This is a genomic window from Arcicella gelida, assembly GCF_034931025.1.
Taxonomy (GTDB): Bacteria; Bacteroidota; Bacteroidia; order Cytophagales; family Spirosomataceae; genus Arcicella; species Arcicella gelida.
Genome location: NZ_JAYGIL010000003.1, coordinates 379,589 through 397,494, shown reverse-complemented (window position 1 = coordinate 397,494; position 17,906 = coordinate 379,589). Strand labels below are relative to the sequence as shown.

The following is a 17,906-nucleotide window of genomic DNA, read 5'->3' as shown; positions in this document are numbered from 1 at the left end:
AGATTTTTATTCTTTGAGTTTAAAATAACCTTACAAGGTTACTTTTGAGGAAAATCATAAACCGTTAATTTCAATCGCTCTTTTGATATTTTACTATTCAATTGATTTATTTCAGCACTAATTCTAGCTGTCTGAGTTGTTGATTGTAAGACACCCGTTCTGTAATACTCCAAAGCAGATTTCAGGCAAGCTTCATTCTCATCGCCTAAATCTTTGGTAAAATCATCCGTCTGAACTTTATCTACTGAAAAACCTTCATAAAAATCGCCTGTTCCTGCTGAATTAACATTTCGAAAAGCAACTGGAAAAGCGTAATAATCCATCGTTGGAATTGCATAATAACCCACTGGTTTGCCATGTGTTGTATTTCCAATCAATTTAACGGTCATAACAGGTTTTAAAGCATTTATTAATTCCTCGCTTGCCGATGCAGTTCCTTTATCTACTATGATTACTATTCTACTTAGTTTCAATCCATTGGCAGCATTTGCAAAATAATCTGTGCTATTGTATTGTGTGTAAATAGTATTATGCTCTGTTTTGGCAAATATTTTACCAATGGCAGACGTTGGAGCAATTAAATTACCTAAATAATTAGAAACCAGTCCATAACCTCCTCCATTATACCTTAAATCTAAAATTAATTCTGTGACATTTTTTGATTTAAAATCAGCAAATGTTTGGTCTAAGACATTAAGCGTTGTCTGAGCAGTTTTATTACCAATAGCATCTCCTAAAAATGAATCAAAGGCAAAATAAGCTACATTATTTCCGTTGACAGAAAACACTTTCGGGTTCATTACATAATCAGCTTTGTAAGCTCCCGCAGTAAGAGTAAGTGTTTGTTGCGTACCATCAGGTTTCACAAAAACAGTTGTCTGAGAACTCTTACCTAATTCTGTATTTAACTGATTAATATTAGTCGTTGTAGCATCAACTCCGTTGATTTTCAATACTTTCCAACCACGTTTTACTCCCAACAAACCCGCTGGTGACTGCGAATAAACTAATTTCACTCTTAAATCTGTCGCACTTACAAAGCCATACTGTACTCCAGCATCTGAACTATTTCCACTTACATAATTATCCCAAACAGATTTCTCAATGGCAAAACTCCATCTATCTTGATATTTTCCATTTACGAAAGGACTATAAGTTCTTACTTTTCTCATCACCGAGTCAGCAGTTGGATAACTTGTCGGTTTAAATAATGTAGCTGTTGGTAAACTCGTATTCCAGAGGTATAACGATTGTGAAATAGCATAAACACTATCTCTTACGTCTTTTGTTGCATTATTGACAACATCGTCTTCTGTTTTCTTGCAAGCCGAAAACCAAGTAAGTGTAAAAAGCAATCCAAAAATTGCAATGTATTTAGTTTTATGAAGCATAATAATTTGTTTTGATTTGGAATAAATACTTAACGTTCACAAACTAAAATTATTGAGCATTAAAGTTGCTTATGAGCATCAGCTAATTATTGAACACTTTTCATTTTTCAAATCCTCCTCAATTTTTTTAAATTTAACATCTTTCAAAATTGTGCCATCTTCATATTTTACACTTACTTTATCATTTCTATTGTATTGCTTGTAGAGTTTTTCAAACTTTTCTGCTTGATTTAAAAGAGCCATTCTCTGTGCTTGTAGTAAACGATTTTCTTCCTCTAATCGTTTACGATTTTCCTCAAATTGTCTCTGTTCTTCGACCAACTCCTCCCATTCCTCATTAACTCCATATATATCTGGGTACGCATCAAATGACTCTCGTTTGCTTTCCAATAGTTCATCCAAATCTCCAAAAATATTAGTTTCAACTAAATCTTGCTCGAATAGAGATTTAACATAATCCGTTGCTACATCTTCTCCTAACAAATTGTACAAATCACTAATAAGAAAAGCAAGGTGTTCGTCGAGATTTATCCAAGAAATATCTTCACCTTCAGTGATTGCAAAACCTTCTCTATTTTCAGGAATAGATAAAAATTCAAGATATTTTAACAAGACTGAAATCGCTTCTTGCTTAACGATTTCATTATCATGAATGATTGCCATTTTGACAAATACATCACTTAACAAATCTTTATTGGCATAAGTGATACTTCTATCATACAAAGCTTCTTCTACTTCCTTTATTCTGTTTGGAAACATAGCACAGAAAAGAGGTAGCTGGTCATTTATTGAATCCTCATAAATATCAGACAGTACATTAAAATCACTTTTGATATGCCTTATCATTAAATCAAAAGCATTCTCATCTTTCAAATAAGACAAAAAATTAGTAATATGAAAAAAAGGAACTAAGTTTTCGGAATACTCTTTGAGGGAATCAAGATTCTCCAAATATGCCTCAATAATTAATCTTAAATCTGGCAATACATCTTCACCAATTTCAATAATTTCATCAATTTGAGTTTTAGTTAAAAATGTATCATGTTCCAATAAATCAATTATTGCTTGATTTTGTAATTTCCCCTCTAGTTTTAGTAGCTCAATGTTTTTCATTTTGATATATTAGTTATTAGTCCTAGAATCTATAATTTGCCATAAATTCTAACAAAAATAGACACTTATCCTAAAGCTTCAAAACCACTTGTGTTCTATCAGCTTTGCTTACTTTTTTGTAATATTCAATGAGTTCAGCATAGCTTTCTGGTGGAAATTTGCCTTGATTTCTCACTAATTTTCTAATGTACAATAAGCTTCCATCTTTTACCTGAAATTCTGATTGATAAGTACCAAAACGGTTTTCAAACTTAATTCCTTCTGGTTTAAATTCTAAAGTAGCATTTTTAGGTAATTGATAAGTAACAGAATCGGTTTCGGTCAAAGCAACTTTTAACACTACTTCTGTTTGACGAGGTTTATCCAACGCTGGCGGAACAGTATTAATCGCCGACATTAAATTAGGCGTTAAAAACAATCTCGTTCCACTTTTTGATGCACACTTCCTTACATTCAAATCTAATTTTACAGTAGCCGTTGGAATTCTTTTCTTTTCATCTTGAATAGAAAAACTGTTTACTTCAAAACTGGGAATATTAATTCTTTTATAAAGATGTTTTTGCTGTTCTTCTCTGCTTGATAAGTTTTTAATATCCGAATAATCATCCGATAAAAGTCCAGTATATTCTGTTACAGCAGTAACTGTAGCATTTCCATCTTCTGCCAAAGCTACTTTAATATTCCTATTTTGCTGATTGTCTTTGGCTTTATAAACTGGCGTTCGCACTAATTTCCCTCCTTCTGGTGTTGATAAAAGTGCATAACGGTCACTTGTAAAATCAGACAAATAACCAAAAGCATTATCTTGTGAAGTACATTCCAGCCAAATAGTATCGTTTTTCATTGGCACGCACACAATTACGTGATTAAATTGCTGAGAAGGGAAATCTGAATGAATATCTCGCTCGTTACTTCCTCCTCTGATGGACGCATAAAATGATTCTATGCCAACACTTTTCAACAAGGCTTTTGTGTAATTCGACAATGCTTTACAATCGCCGTAACCTTTTTCGGCTACATAACTCGCTTCAAAAGGTTGCCAACCACCAATTCCTAATTGAATAGAAATGTAACGGGTTTTAGATTGTAAGTACTCATAAACCTTTTTTACTTTCAAGGTTGGGTCGCTAATATTTGCTACCAATTGTTTTACTTCTTGTTGAACATTTTCGGGTAAAACGTCTCTTCCTTTTCCTAAAATATTATCAAACTCACCCAAATCTTTCCACGTTTTCATACTTCCTTTGAAACCTTCTACTTCAAACTCATTCGGAGCAGTCAATACTCCTTTTCCGTAGCGTGTCCATTTAGGTGAATAAAGTTCATTTTCATAAACTTGTAAATTCTTTACTTGCCAAGTATAACTTTTCGTTTCTGCAATATTTTCCAAGGTAGGTTCTGCTAATCCGTTAATTGATTTATAACGAAGTGGCAAATTGGCAGGCATTTGTATTTTTAAAGACGATTGTTCAACTGCTACATTTTCTTCGTCTTCTTGCGGAAACCACATCGGATAAAAAAGTAAATTTTTATTTGTTGTTTCTGTTGTGAACTCTACCGTGAAAGGGAAAATCGCATATTTGAATTCCGCATGTTTATAACGGTTGTCGCCAAAAAGTGTTCCATTTCCAACGGCACTCCCATCTTGAATATCATCCTTCTTTATTTTTTTTACTTTTTCTCCATTACTGTCGTACAATACACCTTCAAAATTATTTACTTTTTCAAGCTTACTATAAAAAAGCGTCATAGAAGCATATTGTAAGCCTTGTTCATCCAAAATAGTGATTACTCTATGATTCTTTTCAGTAGCTTCTCCTAGGTTTTTAACCGTAAAAATGGTTTCGCTTTTACGAATTACAGCATGTGCTTTTTCCTTTAATTCTGCTGGAATGCTGGCTACATTCCAAGTATTCTGAGCAAAAGAATTACTCAAAATACTTGTCAATAGTAGTGAACTGATGATAAATGCTTTCATTATTTATTGGGCTTTCTTTAAAACTATTTGTTCTGCGTGTTTCTGAATAATTTGGTCGTAAAACCTTTTTAGTAATTCATATTCTTCGGCAAAATACATGGTTTTCTTTAACATAACTTTGCTAGAAATCGTAATAATATCTTCTGATTTAGCCACCATAAAAGCAAATCTGCCAGCATCTTCTGGTAAATTCACTCTTAAACTTTTAGGCATTTCTTCAACTACATAACCTTTTGGTATGGTATAAGTAGCGATAAAACTATCTTCAATCAAAGTACCAAAATCAACTGGAAATCTTCTTTCTAATGTAGTGAAAGGGTTTTTGTTTTCGCCCTCACCAATCATCGGATTAAAATAAATTCTATCTCCTGCTACTCCTACCCCTTCATTGATATTCAAATCTAGTTTTACTTGTAGCGGTCTTTCAATTTCGTTTTCATCTTCAATCTCAACTTTTTTTACTTCCCAGTTATTATGCGATTTTTTAAGATTATCAATGTATTTTGCTTTGGTATCTTTTTTGATTTGCATGCGTTCGTCATGTGCTGCATAACTGATGTGATTGATGCTTAATTGTCCTTTTATTTGTCCTTCTGGCAAAATTTCAAAGTTTGCAATCAATGTTTTTGCTAGTTTTGCATTGGTTTTTAGTTCAACCCAATCGCCTGATTCACCATGAATCCATCTTCCTTTTCCATTCAAACAACGCATCGGTAAAGTCCCCAAAGGCATTCCTGGCTCTGTAGCATCTATCAATAACCATTGTCCTTGTACATCTACCGCCGCAATTACATAATTGAACTTGCGTTCAAGCACATAAAAATCTAATACTCGCCCGTTATCTCTAGTACTCAACACAACGGGGTCAGCTTCAATATCCAATTCTCTGAGCAAAGCAATCAACATCAAATTCAAGTCTGCCGAATTTCCCGTTTTTGCTTCAAAAGCCTTTTTCAACGTTCCACTTGCATAGAAACTCTTTTGCTGATTCCAAGTCATATTCTTGGCAACATAATTATAGGCTGCTTGAATTTTAGACAAACTATCTTTGGCAGTTGCTCTAATCGTTGCGGCTACTTCTTTCAGAAAACCTCCTTTGTTGAGTAACCTTCCGAAATTATCATAATTGGTTAAGGTTTTTGAGAAATCATTCCATGTAGAAGAAAAATGTTTGGGAATACCTCCTGTTGGCACATAAGCAGAAATCTCAAACTCAACTTGCGAACGATAATCTTCAATCGTAGTAATGTATGGTTCTACTTTTAAAGCAGGTACATCTTTCTGAACAAATCTGTAATAGGTAGCAGCGACACCCTCTAAACCAGGACCAAAATTCAAAGATTCTTTAGTGATGGATGATACCACAAAAGGTTCATAACCTTGTGTAATTAATTGGAATTGGTAAAAATCTGGCACTTTTACTTGATATTCACTCCACAGTGTTGGAATACTTCTTTGGAATTCCCAAGAACGAACTTCTGTATCAAAGTCTGATTCAATTCTGTATGAATATTCTATGACTGAGCCTTCTTGAACATTGGGCAATGTGATTTTTTGAATCATCAGATTCTCACTTTTCTTTTCTAGGAAGATTGAGCTTTTTTCTAATTTGGTCGTTACGATTTTTCCATCTACTAAATTGTAAGTGGCTCCTTTGATATTAGAAGAGTATTCTTTAGCAGTTCCTGTTCTGGAATTACTCAATCCAAATGAATAAGTAGCCCATTCATAACCAGATTTCTTGAGGATTTTGATTCTTCGATGCCTTTCATAAGCAACTTTTAAACCTTGTCCTTCACGATAGGTGTAATTGTGCGTTCCGAAATCGCAAAGTACTACTGCTTCGGCAGAAGTATCTTTGTCGTAGGCTTTCATTTGTAAATCAGCCATGTCCACTTTGCCATATTTGATAGGACTATTTTGGGCATTGATTGAAAAGGTTACTAGGAATAATAAAAAGCAACCAAGGCTACTTTTAAAAAAGGTATTTTTTTTCATTTGTATGTGTATTATTAATGTATGTAGTGAGTTTATAAGTATTAAATCAAACCTGTAATAATTTTATAATCAACTAATAATAAGAACCTTAACCTCAAATCCTTATAAGTTTACATTCTCAATCAATTTATTCTTAGGGAGTCAACACACTCCCAACTACAAAGCCAGATTTCAAAGTTACATTGCTTTTTACTTCTTCTTCAAAATAATCTGCTCTGCATGTTTAGCAATAATTCTGTTGTAAAATTCTCGTAGAGCCGAATACTCTTCACTGCTGTAAAGTGCTTTCTTTAAACTTACTTTGCTGTCTATTTTAACTTCTCCTTCCAATAATGTTACTCTAAAATCAAAACGACCGCCATTATTGGGTAAAGTAATACTTTCACCTTTTGGCATTTCTTCTACTACATAGTCAGCAGGAATTTTGAAAATAGCACTGAATGTTTCTTCTTGTGGTACACCAAACTCAACGGGATAATTTCTGATTGGCGATTTGAATGGATTGGTTTCTTCTCCCAAATCAAGCATCGGAGTATAATAGATGCGGTCGCCAGCGATGGTGTAGGCTTCATTATAAACCGTTTGGATTTTCATCTCTGGCATCAGCCCTAAGGAATCAATAGCCAATAAATCCAACTTACTGATAGTCTGGTTGGGTTTGTTTTTCTTGAAATTACTGATGTAATCCTCTTTTCCTTTACTCAATACCGCTGATCTAAAAAAAACAGCATCATGCCCAACATAAGAAATATTTACGTTTCCTTTCATCTGTTGGTCAGGCAAAATTTCCATGTTAATCAAACTTACTTTTCTGCTTATTGGGCGAGCAGGAATCGGTATCCAACGACTATTTTTTCTGACAATCAATCTCCCTTTTTCATTCAAACAATGTAGCGGAAGCATATCTACTTGAGCATATTTGCTAGTTGCGTCTAGCAAAATATCTTTACCATTCAAGGAAACATGTGCGATAGTAAAATCAAATCTATCTAATAAAACTAAATCTGTCGGTAAACCATTTTCACGAGTACTCAATATCATCGGGTTGGCATCAAAACCACATTCACGAAGTAAACGTACCAACATCAAATTGATTTCTGCTGAATTCCCTAAGCCCTTTTCTGCTACTTTATTCAAATTAACACTTGAGGTAAATACTTCATTTTCACCGTCCCATTTCATATTACTTTGAATATACTGATAGGCAGCCGTCAGTAAAGCCAATGAATCTTTGGTTTGTGTTTTTAGGAGCTTGGCAATATTCTGAGCTTCATCATATTTCTTGATTTGCTTTCCGAAATAATCACTCATCAATAAAGTTTCATTGAGTGCCTCCCAAGTTTGCGAATAATCTATTTTTCCTTGGTTGGGTAAATAAGTTACCGCTAATTCAAAACTAAGTTTAGAACGATAGTTTTCAAGGGTTGTCAAAAAAGGTTCTTTTTTTAAAGCAGGAATATCCTCAATGGCAAATCTATAAGCAAGATAAGGGTCACGAACACTGCTACGCATAAAATTCTGACTACCCTGTTTTGTTTCTTGCACTTTCAAAGGCAAAAGACTGTTCAATGTAATTTTATAGTCAAAATAAGCTGGGATTTCAGCACGCAATTCACTCCAAAGTGTAGGAATACTGGTTTGGAAATTCCAATTGCGTAAACGATACCACAAGCCCGATTCTATTTCATAAGAATATTCTAGCACAGAGCCTTCTCTAACTTGTGGGAAAGTAAATTTTTTATAGTAAAGTGTATTTGTTTCTTTTTCCTCAAAAAATTCATCGTCCGACATCGTATAGCTTGTCGGGCTTCCATTTTCTACATTCCAAGTTATTGCTTTCAGATTACTGATTGTTTCTGCTTTATCGACATTGTCTGTCACATAAAACGGGATTTTCTGACTTGCATATTCAAAGCCAGATTTCTTGAGAATTTTGATGCGGATGTGTCGGCGATAAGTAACTTTTGGCATGTCTTTACCAAAGTAATAAGCGTATTCGCCATAGTCGCAAAGTACAACTGCTTCAGCAGCAGTGTCTTTGGGATAGCTTTTCATTTGAAGGTCTTTCAAATCTACTTTACCGAAAGTAATCGGAGTGGGAGTTTGAGCTTTGGTATAAAAACCTAATAGCACACAAGTAATCAGTAGAATACACTTGTGAAAAGTAAATCTAGGTGTCATTGGAATTAAATTAGTTAATTATGGTTTAATAAATTATCGCATAATTACTCATAAAATTAGAACTCTCAAAAAAATATTCAAAAACTTTATTTTATTAAAACACCAATAGCTTTACAGCTTGCAAAAAAGCTATAAAAATAAAAGTCCAACCCATAATTTTATCGAACATATTCTGTGATAAATATTCGAAAATTAGCCCTCTTTTTTGATTAGCAATGAATGCACAGAGATAATTCAAGAAGAAAGCACCAATACTTGCTCCTAACACAAAAGCAACTTTATCGAATTCATTTTCAATCTTTAAGAAACTGTAATTCTGATAATTAATCAAGATAATCAACCAAAAAGGTAAAAGTTGTGGATTGAGCAAGGACAAAAGAAAACCTCTAAAAATATCTCCTCCACCGACTGCAATTTTAGGTTCGGTTTTAACATCAGAAGCTTTTGGGGATTCGATAAACGCTTTTTTAGGTTTTAAATAATTCCAACCAACCAATAATAAAATTGGCAAAACAGCCCATTGCATGATTTCAAAAATAAGTGGGTATCGTTCAAATATCTTTAAGCCTTCAACAGCCAAATAGCCATAAATCATTTCAGGAATTACTCCTCCAAAAGTCATCCACAGTCCTGCACGAAGATTTTTCTTCAAAGTATTTTGAATCACCGACATATTCAAAGGCCCAGGATGAAATGAACCCGCAAAACTGATGAGGAAGGTAATGGAGAAAATGAGGAGTAATTTTAGCATGTTAATTATGGCTTTTAGTCAAAAGCGAGTATTAGCAACAAAACTACGAGATTTATCTATTTATGGCTGGTCGGCTGCATTACCAAAACATTATTTCCCGTAAATTGCGGTCATCTCAACAATTTCGAGAAATAATTTAGTATTCGCTCAATTCATTTTCAAACTTTAGGAATACTTCAATCACGCAAATGCAATCCTTAGAAACTAATCAAACAAGTTTATATACAGAAGAAATCACCCTTTTTGCCGATGTAATTGTACCCGTTGCTGTACCGAATACTTTTACGTATCGTGTGCCACGTGAGTACGCTGCCAGCATCACTACGGGTTTAAGAGTGATTGTACAATTCGGGAAAACCAAGGTGGTTACGGCTGTTATTGCCCGTATCCACAACAAACCGCCAGAAAAATATCAAGCCAAATATATCTTAGAAATATTAGATGACGCTCCTTTGGTGAATACCAAACAAATTGAGCTTTTCTATTGGATTGCCGATTATTATATGTGTACCGTCGGCGAAGTACTGAACATTGCTTTGCCTTCGGGTTTGAAGATTTCGAGTTTATCGAAAGTACAGTTTAATCCCGAATTCGACCAGCCTGCTTTATTGACAGAACGTGAAAACGAAATCATTGAAGAACTGAAAAAACATCAGTCTTTGAATTATGATGAACTCTCACGTTTTGCCGAAGTAAAGAATGTTTATCACATCATTAAGTCTTTAATTCAGAAAAAGGCTGTCATTGTTTTTGAAGAAGTACGTGAAAAATATACGCCCAAAATTCTTAAAAAAATCAGGCTAAATCCTTTTTATGAAGATGCAAGTTACTTAACGGCTTTGATTGGCGAATTAGAAAAATCGCCCAAACAATTGGATGTGATTTTGAATTATTTAAAGTTCGTTCCCGTCCTCCGCACGCCTGAATTGAACAAAAAAGGTTTAGAAAAAAGTGCCTTGACCAAAGCCAATGTTTCGGAAAGTTCGCTGAGTACTTTATTGAAAAATGGTATTCTTGAACAATTTGAAGTAATCGTTAGTCGCTTTGAAGAGGACCTTGACTTTGTGGAAGCTCCAACGCCCGTACTTTCCGAATCTCAAGAAAAAGCTTTTACTGAAATCATGCAAAGTTTTCAGACAAAAGACACTACGCTTTTACATGGCATTACGGGCAGTGGAAAAACCGAAGTATATATCAAACTGATTGAACAAGTACTAGAAAGTGGCTCGCAAGTATTGTATTTATTGCCAGAAATTGCCCTAACGACCCAAATTGTGGTGCGACTACGCAAAGTTTTTGGCGATAAAATGGGAATTTATCATTCTCGCTTTTCGGATAATGAACGGGTTGAAGTATGGAAAGGTGTAGTTTCGGGCAAATTTCAATTTGTGGTAGGCGTGCGTTCTGCGGTGTTTTTGCCTTTTGATAATCTTGGACTTATTATCGTGGATGAAGAACACGAAACTTCTTATAAACAATTCGACCCTGCTCCTCGCTATCATGCCAGAGATGTGGCGGTCGTGATTGCTCATCGACAAAAAGCCAAAGTATTGTTGGGTTCTGCAACGCCTTCTATCGAAAGTTTTTACAATGCTAAAACAGAAAGATATGGTTTTGTAGAAATGAAAGAGCGTTTTGGTAATACGCAATTGCCCGATATTGAACTTATCGACATTAAGGCGGCTCGAAAACAAAAACTAACCAAAGGTGATTTTTCAAACCTGATGTTAGACACAATGGGCTTGAATCTGGAGAAAAAACAACAGACCATTTTATTTCAAAATCGTCGGGGTTATTCGCCTTATATTCAGTGCGAAGATTGCGATACTATTGCGGCTTGTCCCAATTGTGATGTGAGTCTTACTTATCATTACAGCAATCAGGAATTGCGTTGTCATTATTGCGGACACCACGAACCGATGTCAAAAACTTGTCAGGCTTGCGGTTCTACCAAGTTGAAAACAAGAGGTTATGGCACAGAAAAATTGGAAGAAGAATTACAAATCTTTTTGCCAAATGCCAAAATCGCCCGCATGGATTTAGATACTACCAGAACCAAAACGGCTTTCCAAACCCTGATTAATGAAGTAGAAAGCGGTGCGGTAGATATTTTGGTGGGTACGCAAATGGTTTCTAAAGGATTAGACTTTGAAAAAGTAAGCCTTGTCTGCATTTTTGATGCGGATAGAATGATTCATTTTCCAGATTTTCGTTCTTCAGAAAGAGCGTTTCAGATGCTGACACAAGTAGCAGGACGAGCAGGACGAAGAGGAACGCAAGGAAAAGTATTGATTCAGACCAATAATCCAAAGCAAAAAATACTGCAACAGATTATTGAAAATGATTACGAAGGTTTGTATCAAGACGAAATCAAGGAGCGAGAAGACTTTCAATATCCACCTTTTACCAGAATAATCAAGATTACTTTAAGACATATCGACCAACCCAATGCCGAAAAAGCAGCCCAAGCTTTAGCCCAAAAGCTTATCGAAAAATTGGGAACACCAAGAGTATTAGGCCCAGAAAAACCATTGGTAGAAAGAGTACGGAATCAGTATTTATTTGAAATCATGATAAAACTCGAAAAAACCATCAATCTAAAAGGAGCAAAAGCCTTTATTGCCGAACAAGTACAAAATATAGCACTATCAAAAGACTTTAAAGGCGTTGGAATTGTCGTGGATGTGGATTGTGGGTAGTTTGAGTTTATCCCATTTTTATGGTTTGCTAGCTTATTTAGTCCGAGTAATGTTTTACTTTACACCTAAATTAAGTGTAATTTATTTATTGGAATGGCAAAAATATATTTGGATTCATCAGAGAGAGTAAAGGTCTTTTAGCCTTTTCGACTTAAAAAGGCAAAAAAATTTCAGCCTATAGGCTGAAATTTTATAAAACATATACTTCGTAATTATTATTAATATAACTTACCTTGCTTAATAATTTTTATACTAAAGTATTTCATTTTCTCTGATTGTAATGTTGTTGGATAAGTAACATCTCCTCCAATAAAATAATCCGTCGAGTAGTTGAAATCAAAAATTATTTCACTTGAGATATTTACTTGAAAATTAAAATTTAAAACAGGCTTATCATCTTTTGTAAAGAAAGAAGGCTTCTCAAAAAATACGGCAGGACGCATATAAGTTTCTTTCCCATCATATATCAGATGATACATAAATCCTCCTCCGTATTTCATAATATCATACTTAAAAGTACCTTTTCTAACATCATCAGTTGCAGAATTTCCACCATTTGCTGCATCTGCATCGTAAGAATAATTCCCTTCTCTATTAAAATAGCCTCCTTCAGCAAAAACTTTAAATTTTGAGCGAGATTTGTGGCTTAAATATAATGTTGCTGTTGAACCATACTCAACATAACCTCCACTTGTACCAGCACTTAATGCACTAAAACCTGCATTCAATAAAGGATTGAGCATAAAAGATACTCCTTTGTTATTAAAAAATCCAGATTTAAAGCCCATGTGAAAAGTTGGAAGCGTGAAAGATTCTATATACGAATTATTTACATGATATTGACTTGCATTATTGCTATAAATAGGGAAATTTTCATAGCCCAAACCAGCTTGGAATTTCATGGCATACCATTTATAACTATAACTATCATTTAATAGAGCCATCATACCTCCAACACTTGTTGCTAAACCTGCATATTCTAAATTTTCCTTTTTATCTTTTTCTTGTTGTTTTGCAACTCTTACTTGTCGTTCTGCTGTTTTTTTAGCCTCAAAGGCTTGATTGTATTTATTTTGTGCAAAAGTACTTTCATTAGAGTTTTGAGCATAGTTTTTAGCAAGGCTGTAATAACTCATTGCATTGTCATACTGTTTACTGTTCAATGCGTTATCACCGTTTTGAATAGCTCCATCAAATTGTGCTCTTTTTGCTTCCTGAGCTTTTCTAATACGTTCTTGTTCTTCTTGTTGTCTTTTTTGTAATTCGTTCTGTTTTCTCTGTTGTTCTTCTTGAGTTTTTGTTTTTCCTTCTGTTTGCTTATTCATTATACTTATTGCACTTTCTAATCTAGCAATCTCATTATTTAAACGTGCATGATCATTGATTGAATAATTAGATTGGTTTCCTGTGCATAGATCTACAAATGTTGGGTTTGCATTACCTCCATTCTTTATCAAATTATTAAACTCCTCACACAAGTTATTTTTTTTACTAATGAGCTCCATTATGTTGGTTTGAGAACTTGTCTGGTTTGCTTTTTGGCTATCGTTCGAAGGATTATTTTGATTGTTGACTTGTTGGGTTACTTCTTTTTCACAAACAGGTCTTCCAGTTGTAGTATAAACAATGTCTTTAGGTTGCCATTTTTTTATATAATCACCACTCATTTTATGAACAAAACGTGTTGTTTCTCCTGGATTAGTAGTGTGTTTATCTCCAAAATGCACTTTATCTTTACTATCCAATAAGTTAAAAGTATAAGAAACGGTCTTATTATTGTTATTTCGAACCTCAAACCACATATGTACTTGATAGTTTAAAGCAAAACCTCTTTCTACCAAATATCTATATTCAATATTAAGATTACAATCTTGAGCAGTAAAGGGTCTCCAATCAGACCATTCAGGTTTTACAGTTGGAGTTTGATTATTATTAGGAGATTTTTGAGGGGGTAGTGGCTCAACACATCCTTGTGTATAAACAGATAGGCTGTTTTCAGTAGCATTTCTAAAAATAGCTTCTCTCTTTGCTGCTTCAATACATTGGGCTATTGTTCTATTACCTCCATAGGCAACACCACAAGCATTTGCTCCACTAGCTGTTCTTCCTCTTACAACGGCATAACACCCTGAACCTATATTATTACCATTTACAATTGGCCAAGGAGATTCTCCCCCCTTGTTAATACAATCCACTCTAGCTCTTTCATCTCTTTCAAAACCTTCATTAGTAACTCCTGTAGCAATACCAATAGCTCCTGTTTTCTCACAAAAATAAACAGATATTTGACCATAACTTTTATTAAGTACTAATATGCTAAAAATTATAACTAATAATAAAAAGTATTTTTTCATCTCATGCGGTTTTAATTTTTATCTATTTGACAAAGCCTTTATATAGGGCTTTAATGAATCTTTTTGCTATTTTGAAATATATTTAACTTAAAAGAATAGAACTATGTATTATAAGAATAAGGCATCAAACATACAAAAGACAAAACATTATTAGTAATAACCATATTAATTTCACACACTGCATCAAAAAAACATAACAATACTAATGATTTTCTATTTTATCTGATAGGTGATATAATAAAAGGCTGAAAACCTTATCCTATTCTTTCGAAAGTGCTACTATTTCAGTATCAGATAGGCTACGGTTATAAATTCTTATGTCATCAATAGAGCCATTAAATGGATACCAATTTGTGCCTAAGGCCATCATGGTACCGATATACAAATTTTTGGCATTTGCACTTGAAAAGTCAGGAGATACTAGTGTTGTCTGAATAAGTGTACCATTAATGTATAATTTGGCATTTACTTCATCTATCACTGTCACGGCATGAATCCATTTATTAGTGTTTTCTGAATTTGTGCCTGTTGGATTACCAAGTATTGAGAAATTACTACTAAAGGTAATTTTGTTGTAAAAAGCTACATTCTGTTTGTTAATAGCCTGATTATTATCAACTGCCATATAGAAGCCATCTCTGTCTCCTTCTTTTCCAATCAAAACGTGATAGCCATTTTGACTTGCTTTTGCATAGCTATCCATTCCATAGTATGAGTTTAGTTTGTACCAAATAGAGATAGAAAGTGTCTTGGTTAGATGCATATTTTCTGAATTATTGACTTTGATATAACCAACGTTGTCAAAACCTCCAAAACTATAGGCTTTGTCTTTATTTAATTTTCTATCAGCAGTTAAAGCCACTCCTTGAATTACCTCCCCATTGTTTTTATATCCACTCTCATCATTGGCATTACCATTGAAAGGAAAGTATGCAATTAAACCATTGGTAGGGATTGGTGTAATATCATCATTTTCTTTTAGTTTACATCCTACGACAAGAAGAAAACATAGCATTACAGTCGAAATGATTACTGATTTTCTCATAGATTATCATTGTTTCTAAGTTAATCAATATGAATACACTTAATTGTGTTAGTTACTAAAAATTGTATAGAAGTTGCCTGTCTCCACTTGTTTAAACAATATCATAAAACTTGTAGTTTTTATCATTCTACATTAGTACTGAGACGCCTTCACGAACAGAATCACACCTCATATCATTGTATTGTGAGTGTTTAATCATGAATTTAAATCCTTAGAGCTATTATCAACGTGACAAACTTATTAAATTAGGGTAGGTAAGACAATACCTATAGGTAGGTATTTTAAAAATGAGCAAGGCTTTCTAAATAGCTAAAAACTAAAAACACATTTATCAAACCGATGATATAAACTAATGGCGATAGTAGCCTTAATGTATCATTGTGTACAGTTTTTCATAAATAATTTTATCACTATTAGCAATTTACACCCAACCCTCCTGAATCGCTTTACGCACGAGTTCCACTGCTGTTGTAACCTTAGCTTTTCTCAATATGTTTTTACGATGGGTGTTTACTGTATGTAAACTTATAAAAAGTGTACTAGCTATTTCTTTACTCGTTTTATTCTCTACAATCATTTTTAAAATCACTCGTTCTCTTCGTGTAAAAAGATTATGAGATAAGGTAAGCGTGTTAGTCTCGGTAATATTGTAGTATGATGGTTCTCCGTCGAGCCCTATGATGGAAAACGAAGGTATGCCATCATTCTTTATATGCGAAATATCGGTATCAACATCCAACGTGCGATAGTAATTTGTTTCGTCAAAATCTATTTGTATTGCTTGATGTAATAGTCGAACATAACGTTTGTCTTTTGTACGCATCCTTAAATCGTACTGCATTTTATATTTCGATATTTTCTCAAAGGGCAAATTCTTGAAAAACTCTGTAATTCGCTGTTCAAATTGTAAAAAATAAGGTTTGTCGTCGGGATGTATAGAATCCAAAAACAAATGAATATCCATTTCTTCAGGCATATAGCCCAGAATATTAGTAATGCCTGGACTTACAAAATCAAAGTCTGCTTCAAAAATGTTAAACACATAATAATAGTAAGTACCTGGTTGAAAAAGATTAAGAAGTTGCTTGTGTAACTCCAATTGTAATTTTAATTCGAGCGGATATCCGGGCTCATCTTTTACCACTGTTCCCCATATTTGTTTGGCTCTGACGTAAAGTTGTGAATGCTCGTTAGTCATAATTAAAATTAATTATATAAATGATAAGTAAGTTAAACTTTTCAATAAATAAAGCCATACTTTGAGCCAAATATTTCTTCCTAAAAATAGTATCTACTTACAGAATAATCTCCCAAAGGAGGCTTTATCATTGTCAATTATACTTGAAAATAAGGTATTTTGTTGTTTTTACCAATGTCCATGAATAGCTATATGAACTTCCTCTACTGTTTCCATTGTTAAGTAAAAAACTATTGGTTTATATATCATCCATTTCCTACATATTAGGGAAAAAAGTACATTTATCTATATTTAAAAGTTAGCGGTCTAGCTACAAAACATCATAACAATACTTTAGAAAAAGAAAATATGTCGATAACAAAAGAATCAGAATTAGTTGGAATGCAAAAAATTAGTGAGGCGGTTGCTTACACGTTGAAAGAAATGAGAAAATTTGCTCAGCCGGGTATCACAACGAAAGAGTTGGATAATTACGGTGGACAAATCTTGAATGACTTGGGAGCTAAATCTGCACCTTATCTTACTTATGGTTTTCCAGGTTGGACTTGTATTAGTACTAATAATGAATTTTGTCATGGCATTCCTTCAAACAGAAAAGTTTTAAAAGAAGGAGATTTAATCAATATTGATGTTTCGGCAGAACTTGATGGTTTTTGGTCGGATAATGGTGCTTCATTTGTCATTGGAAATGATGTAAACCAACATCAACAATTGGTTGAAGCTTCAAAACAAATTTTACATAAAGCGATATATAATATTAAGGGTGGTGTTCGTATTTCTGATATTGGACTTTTAATTGAAACCGAAGCAAAGAAAAGAGGTTACAAAGTGATTAAAAACTTGACAGGTCACGGAGTAGGAAGAAGTCTTCACGAAGAACCAAGTGAAATAGCGAATTTCAGAGATAAGTATAATACAACGAGATTTAAGAGAAACTCAGTCGTTGCTATTGAAACATTCATTTCAACTACATCAACTTACGCTGAAACATTGCATGATGGTTGGACAATGGTTGGAAACAAAGGTGGTTTTATGGCACAACACGAACATACGATTGTAGTTACCGATGGAAAACCAATTGTATTGACAGAGATGAATGACATTTGGAATTAAAAAAAAGCATTGTTTTACAGAAGTTCGTGGAGACACGAGCTTCTTTTTTGAACACAATAAAAGTGATTTCACGAGTTGCAAACTC

At 33.9% G+C, this 17,906-nt stretch carries 11 protein-coding genes; 2 read left to right on the top strand and 9 right to left on the bottom strand.

The window, feature by feature from the left end; all coding sequences use genetic code 11:
• Window positions 1-38: 38 nt before the first annotated feature.
• From VB776_RS03480 to VB776_RS03455, 6 genes are all read right to left on the bottom strand, one after another.
• A complete protein-coding gene (locus tag VB776_RS03480) occupies window positions 39-1,391 on the bottom strand; it encodes a S41 family peptidase (protein ID WP_323326070.1) in 1,353 nt (450 codons plus the stop codon).
• Between the two features lie 78 nt (window positions 1,392-1,469).
• The gene (locus tag VB776_RS03475) at window positions 1,470-2,504 is read right to left on the bottom strand and encodes a hypothetical protein (protein ID WP_323326068.1); all 1,035 of its coding nucleotides are present in this window, start codon (window positions 2,502-2,504) and stop codon (window positions 1,470-1,472) included.
• A gap of 70 nt (window positions 2,505-2,574) precedes the next feature.
• The gene (locus VB776_RS03470; protein ID WP_323326066.1) at window positions 2,575-4,482 is read right to left on the bottom strand and encodes a DUF3857 domain-containing protein; all 1,908 of its coding nucleotides are present in this window, start codon (window positions 4,480-4,482) and stop codon (window positions 2,575-2,577) included.
• Window positions 4,483-4,485: 3 nt separating this feature from the next.
• The gene (locus VB776_RS03465; protein ID WP_323326064.1) at window positions 4,486-6,480 is read right to left on the bottom strand and encodes a DUF3857 domain-containing protein; all 1,995 of its coding nucleotides are present in this window, start codon (window positions 6,478-6,480) and stop codon (window positions 4,486-4,488) included.
• A 189-nt stretch (window positions 6,481-6,669) separates the two neighbouring features.
• Window positions 6,670-8,661, bottom strand: coding sequence for a DUF3857 domain-containing protein (locus VB776_RS03460; protein ID WP_323326062.1), 1,992 nt, complete (start codon window positions 8,659-8,661; stop codon window positions 6,670-6,672).
• A gap of 94 nt (window positions 8,662-8,755) precedes the next feature.
• Complete coding sequence (locus VB776_RS03455) at window positions 8,756-9,412, bottom strand: LysE family translocator (RefSeq protein WP_323326060.1); 657 nt, start codon at window positions 9,410-9,412, stop codon at window positions 8,756-8,758.
• A 188-nt stretch (window positions 9,413-9,600) separates the two neighbouring features.
• On the opposite strand from VB776_RS03455, the gene priA reads away from it, so the two are divergent.
• Window positions 9,601-12,111: a replication restart helicase PriA gene (priA, locus tag VB776_RS03450; protein ID WP_323326058.1), complete on the top strand. Its 2,511-nt coding sequence runs from the start codon at window positions 9,601-9,603 to the stop codon at window positions 12,109-12,111.
• 218 nt (window positions 12,112-12,329) lie between these two features.
• On the opposite strand, the gene VB776_RS03445 is transcribed toward priA, so the two are convergent.
• From VB776_RS03445 to VB776_RS03435, 3 genes are all read right to left on the bottom strand, one after another.
• Complete coding sequence (locus VB776_RS03445) at window positions 12,330-14,465, bottom strand: hypothetical protein (RefSeq protein WP_323326055.1); 2,136 nt, start codon at window positions 14,463-14,465, stop codon at window positions 12,330-12,332.
• A gap of 259 nt (window positions 14,466-14,724) precedes the next feature.
• Complete coding sequence (locus tag VB776_RS03440; RefSeq protein ID WP_323326053.1) at window positions 14,725-15,510, bottom strand: LamG domain-containing protein; 786 nt, start codon at window positions 15,508-15,510, stop codon at window positions 14,725-14,727.
• Between the two features lie 421 nt (window positions 15,511-15,931).
• On the bottom strand, window positions 15,932-16,708 hold the full coding sequence (locus VB776_RS03435) for a LuxR C-terminal-related transcriptional regulator (protein ID WP_323326051.1): 777 nt from the start codon (window positions 16,706-16,708) through the stop codon (window positions 15,932-15,934).
• A 348-nt stretch (window positions 16,709-17,056) separates the two neighbouring features.
• Between VB776_RS03435 and map the strand changes: the two genes are divergently transcribed.
• The gene (map, locus tag VB776_RS03430) at window positions 17,057-17,821 is read left to right on the top strand and encodes a type I methionyl aminopeptidase (protein WP_323326049.1); all 765 of its coding nucleotides are present in this window, start codon (window positions 17,057-17,059) and stop codon (window positions 17,819-17,821) included.
• The last annotated feature ends 85 nt before the right edge of the window (window positions 17,822-17,906 follow it).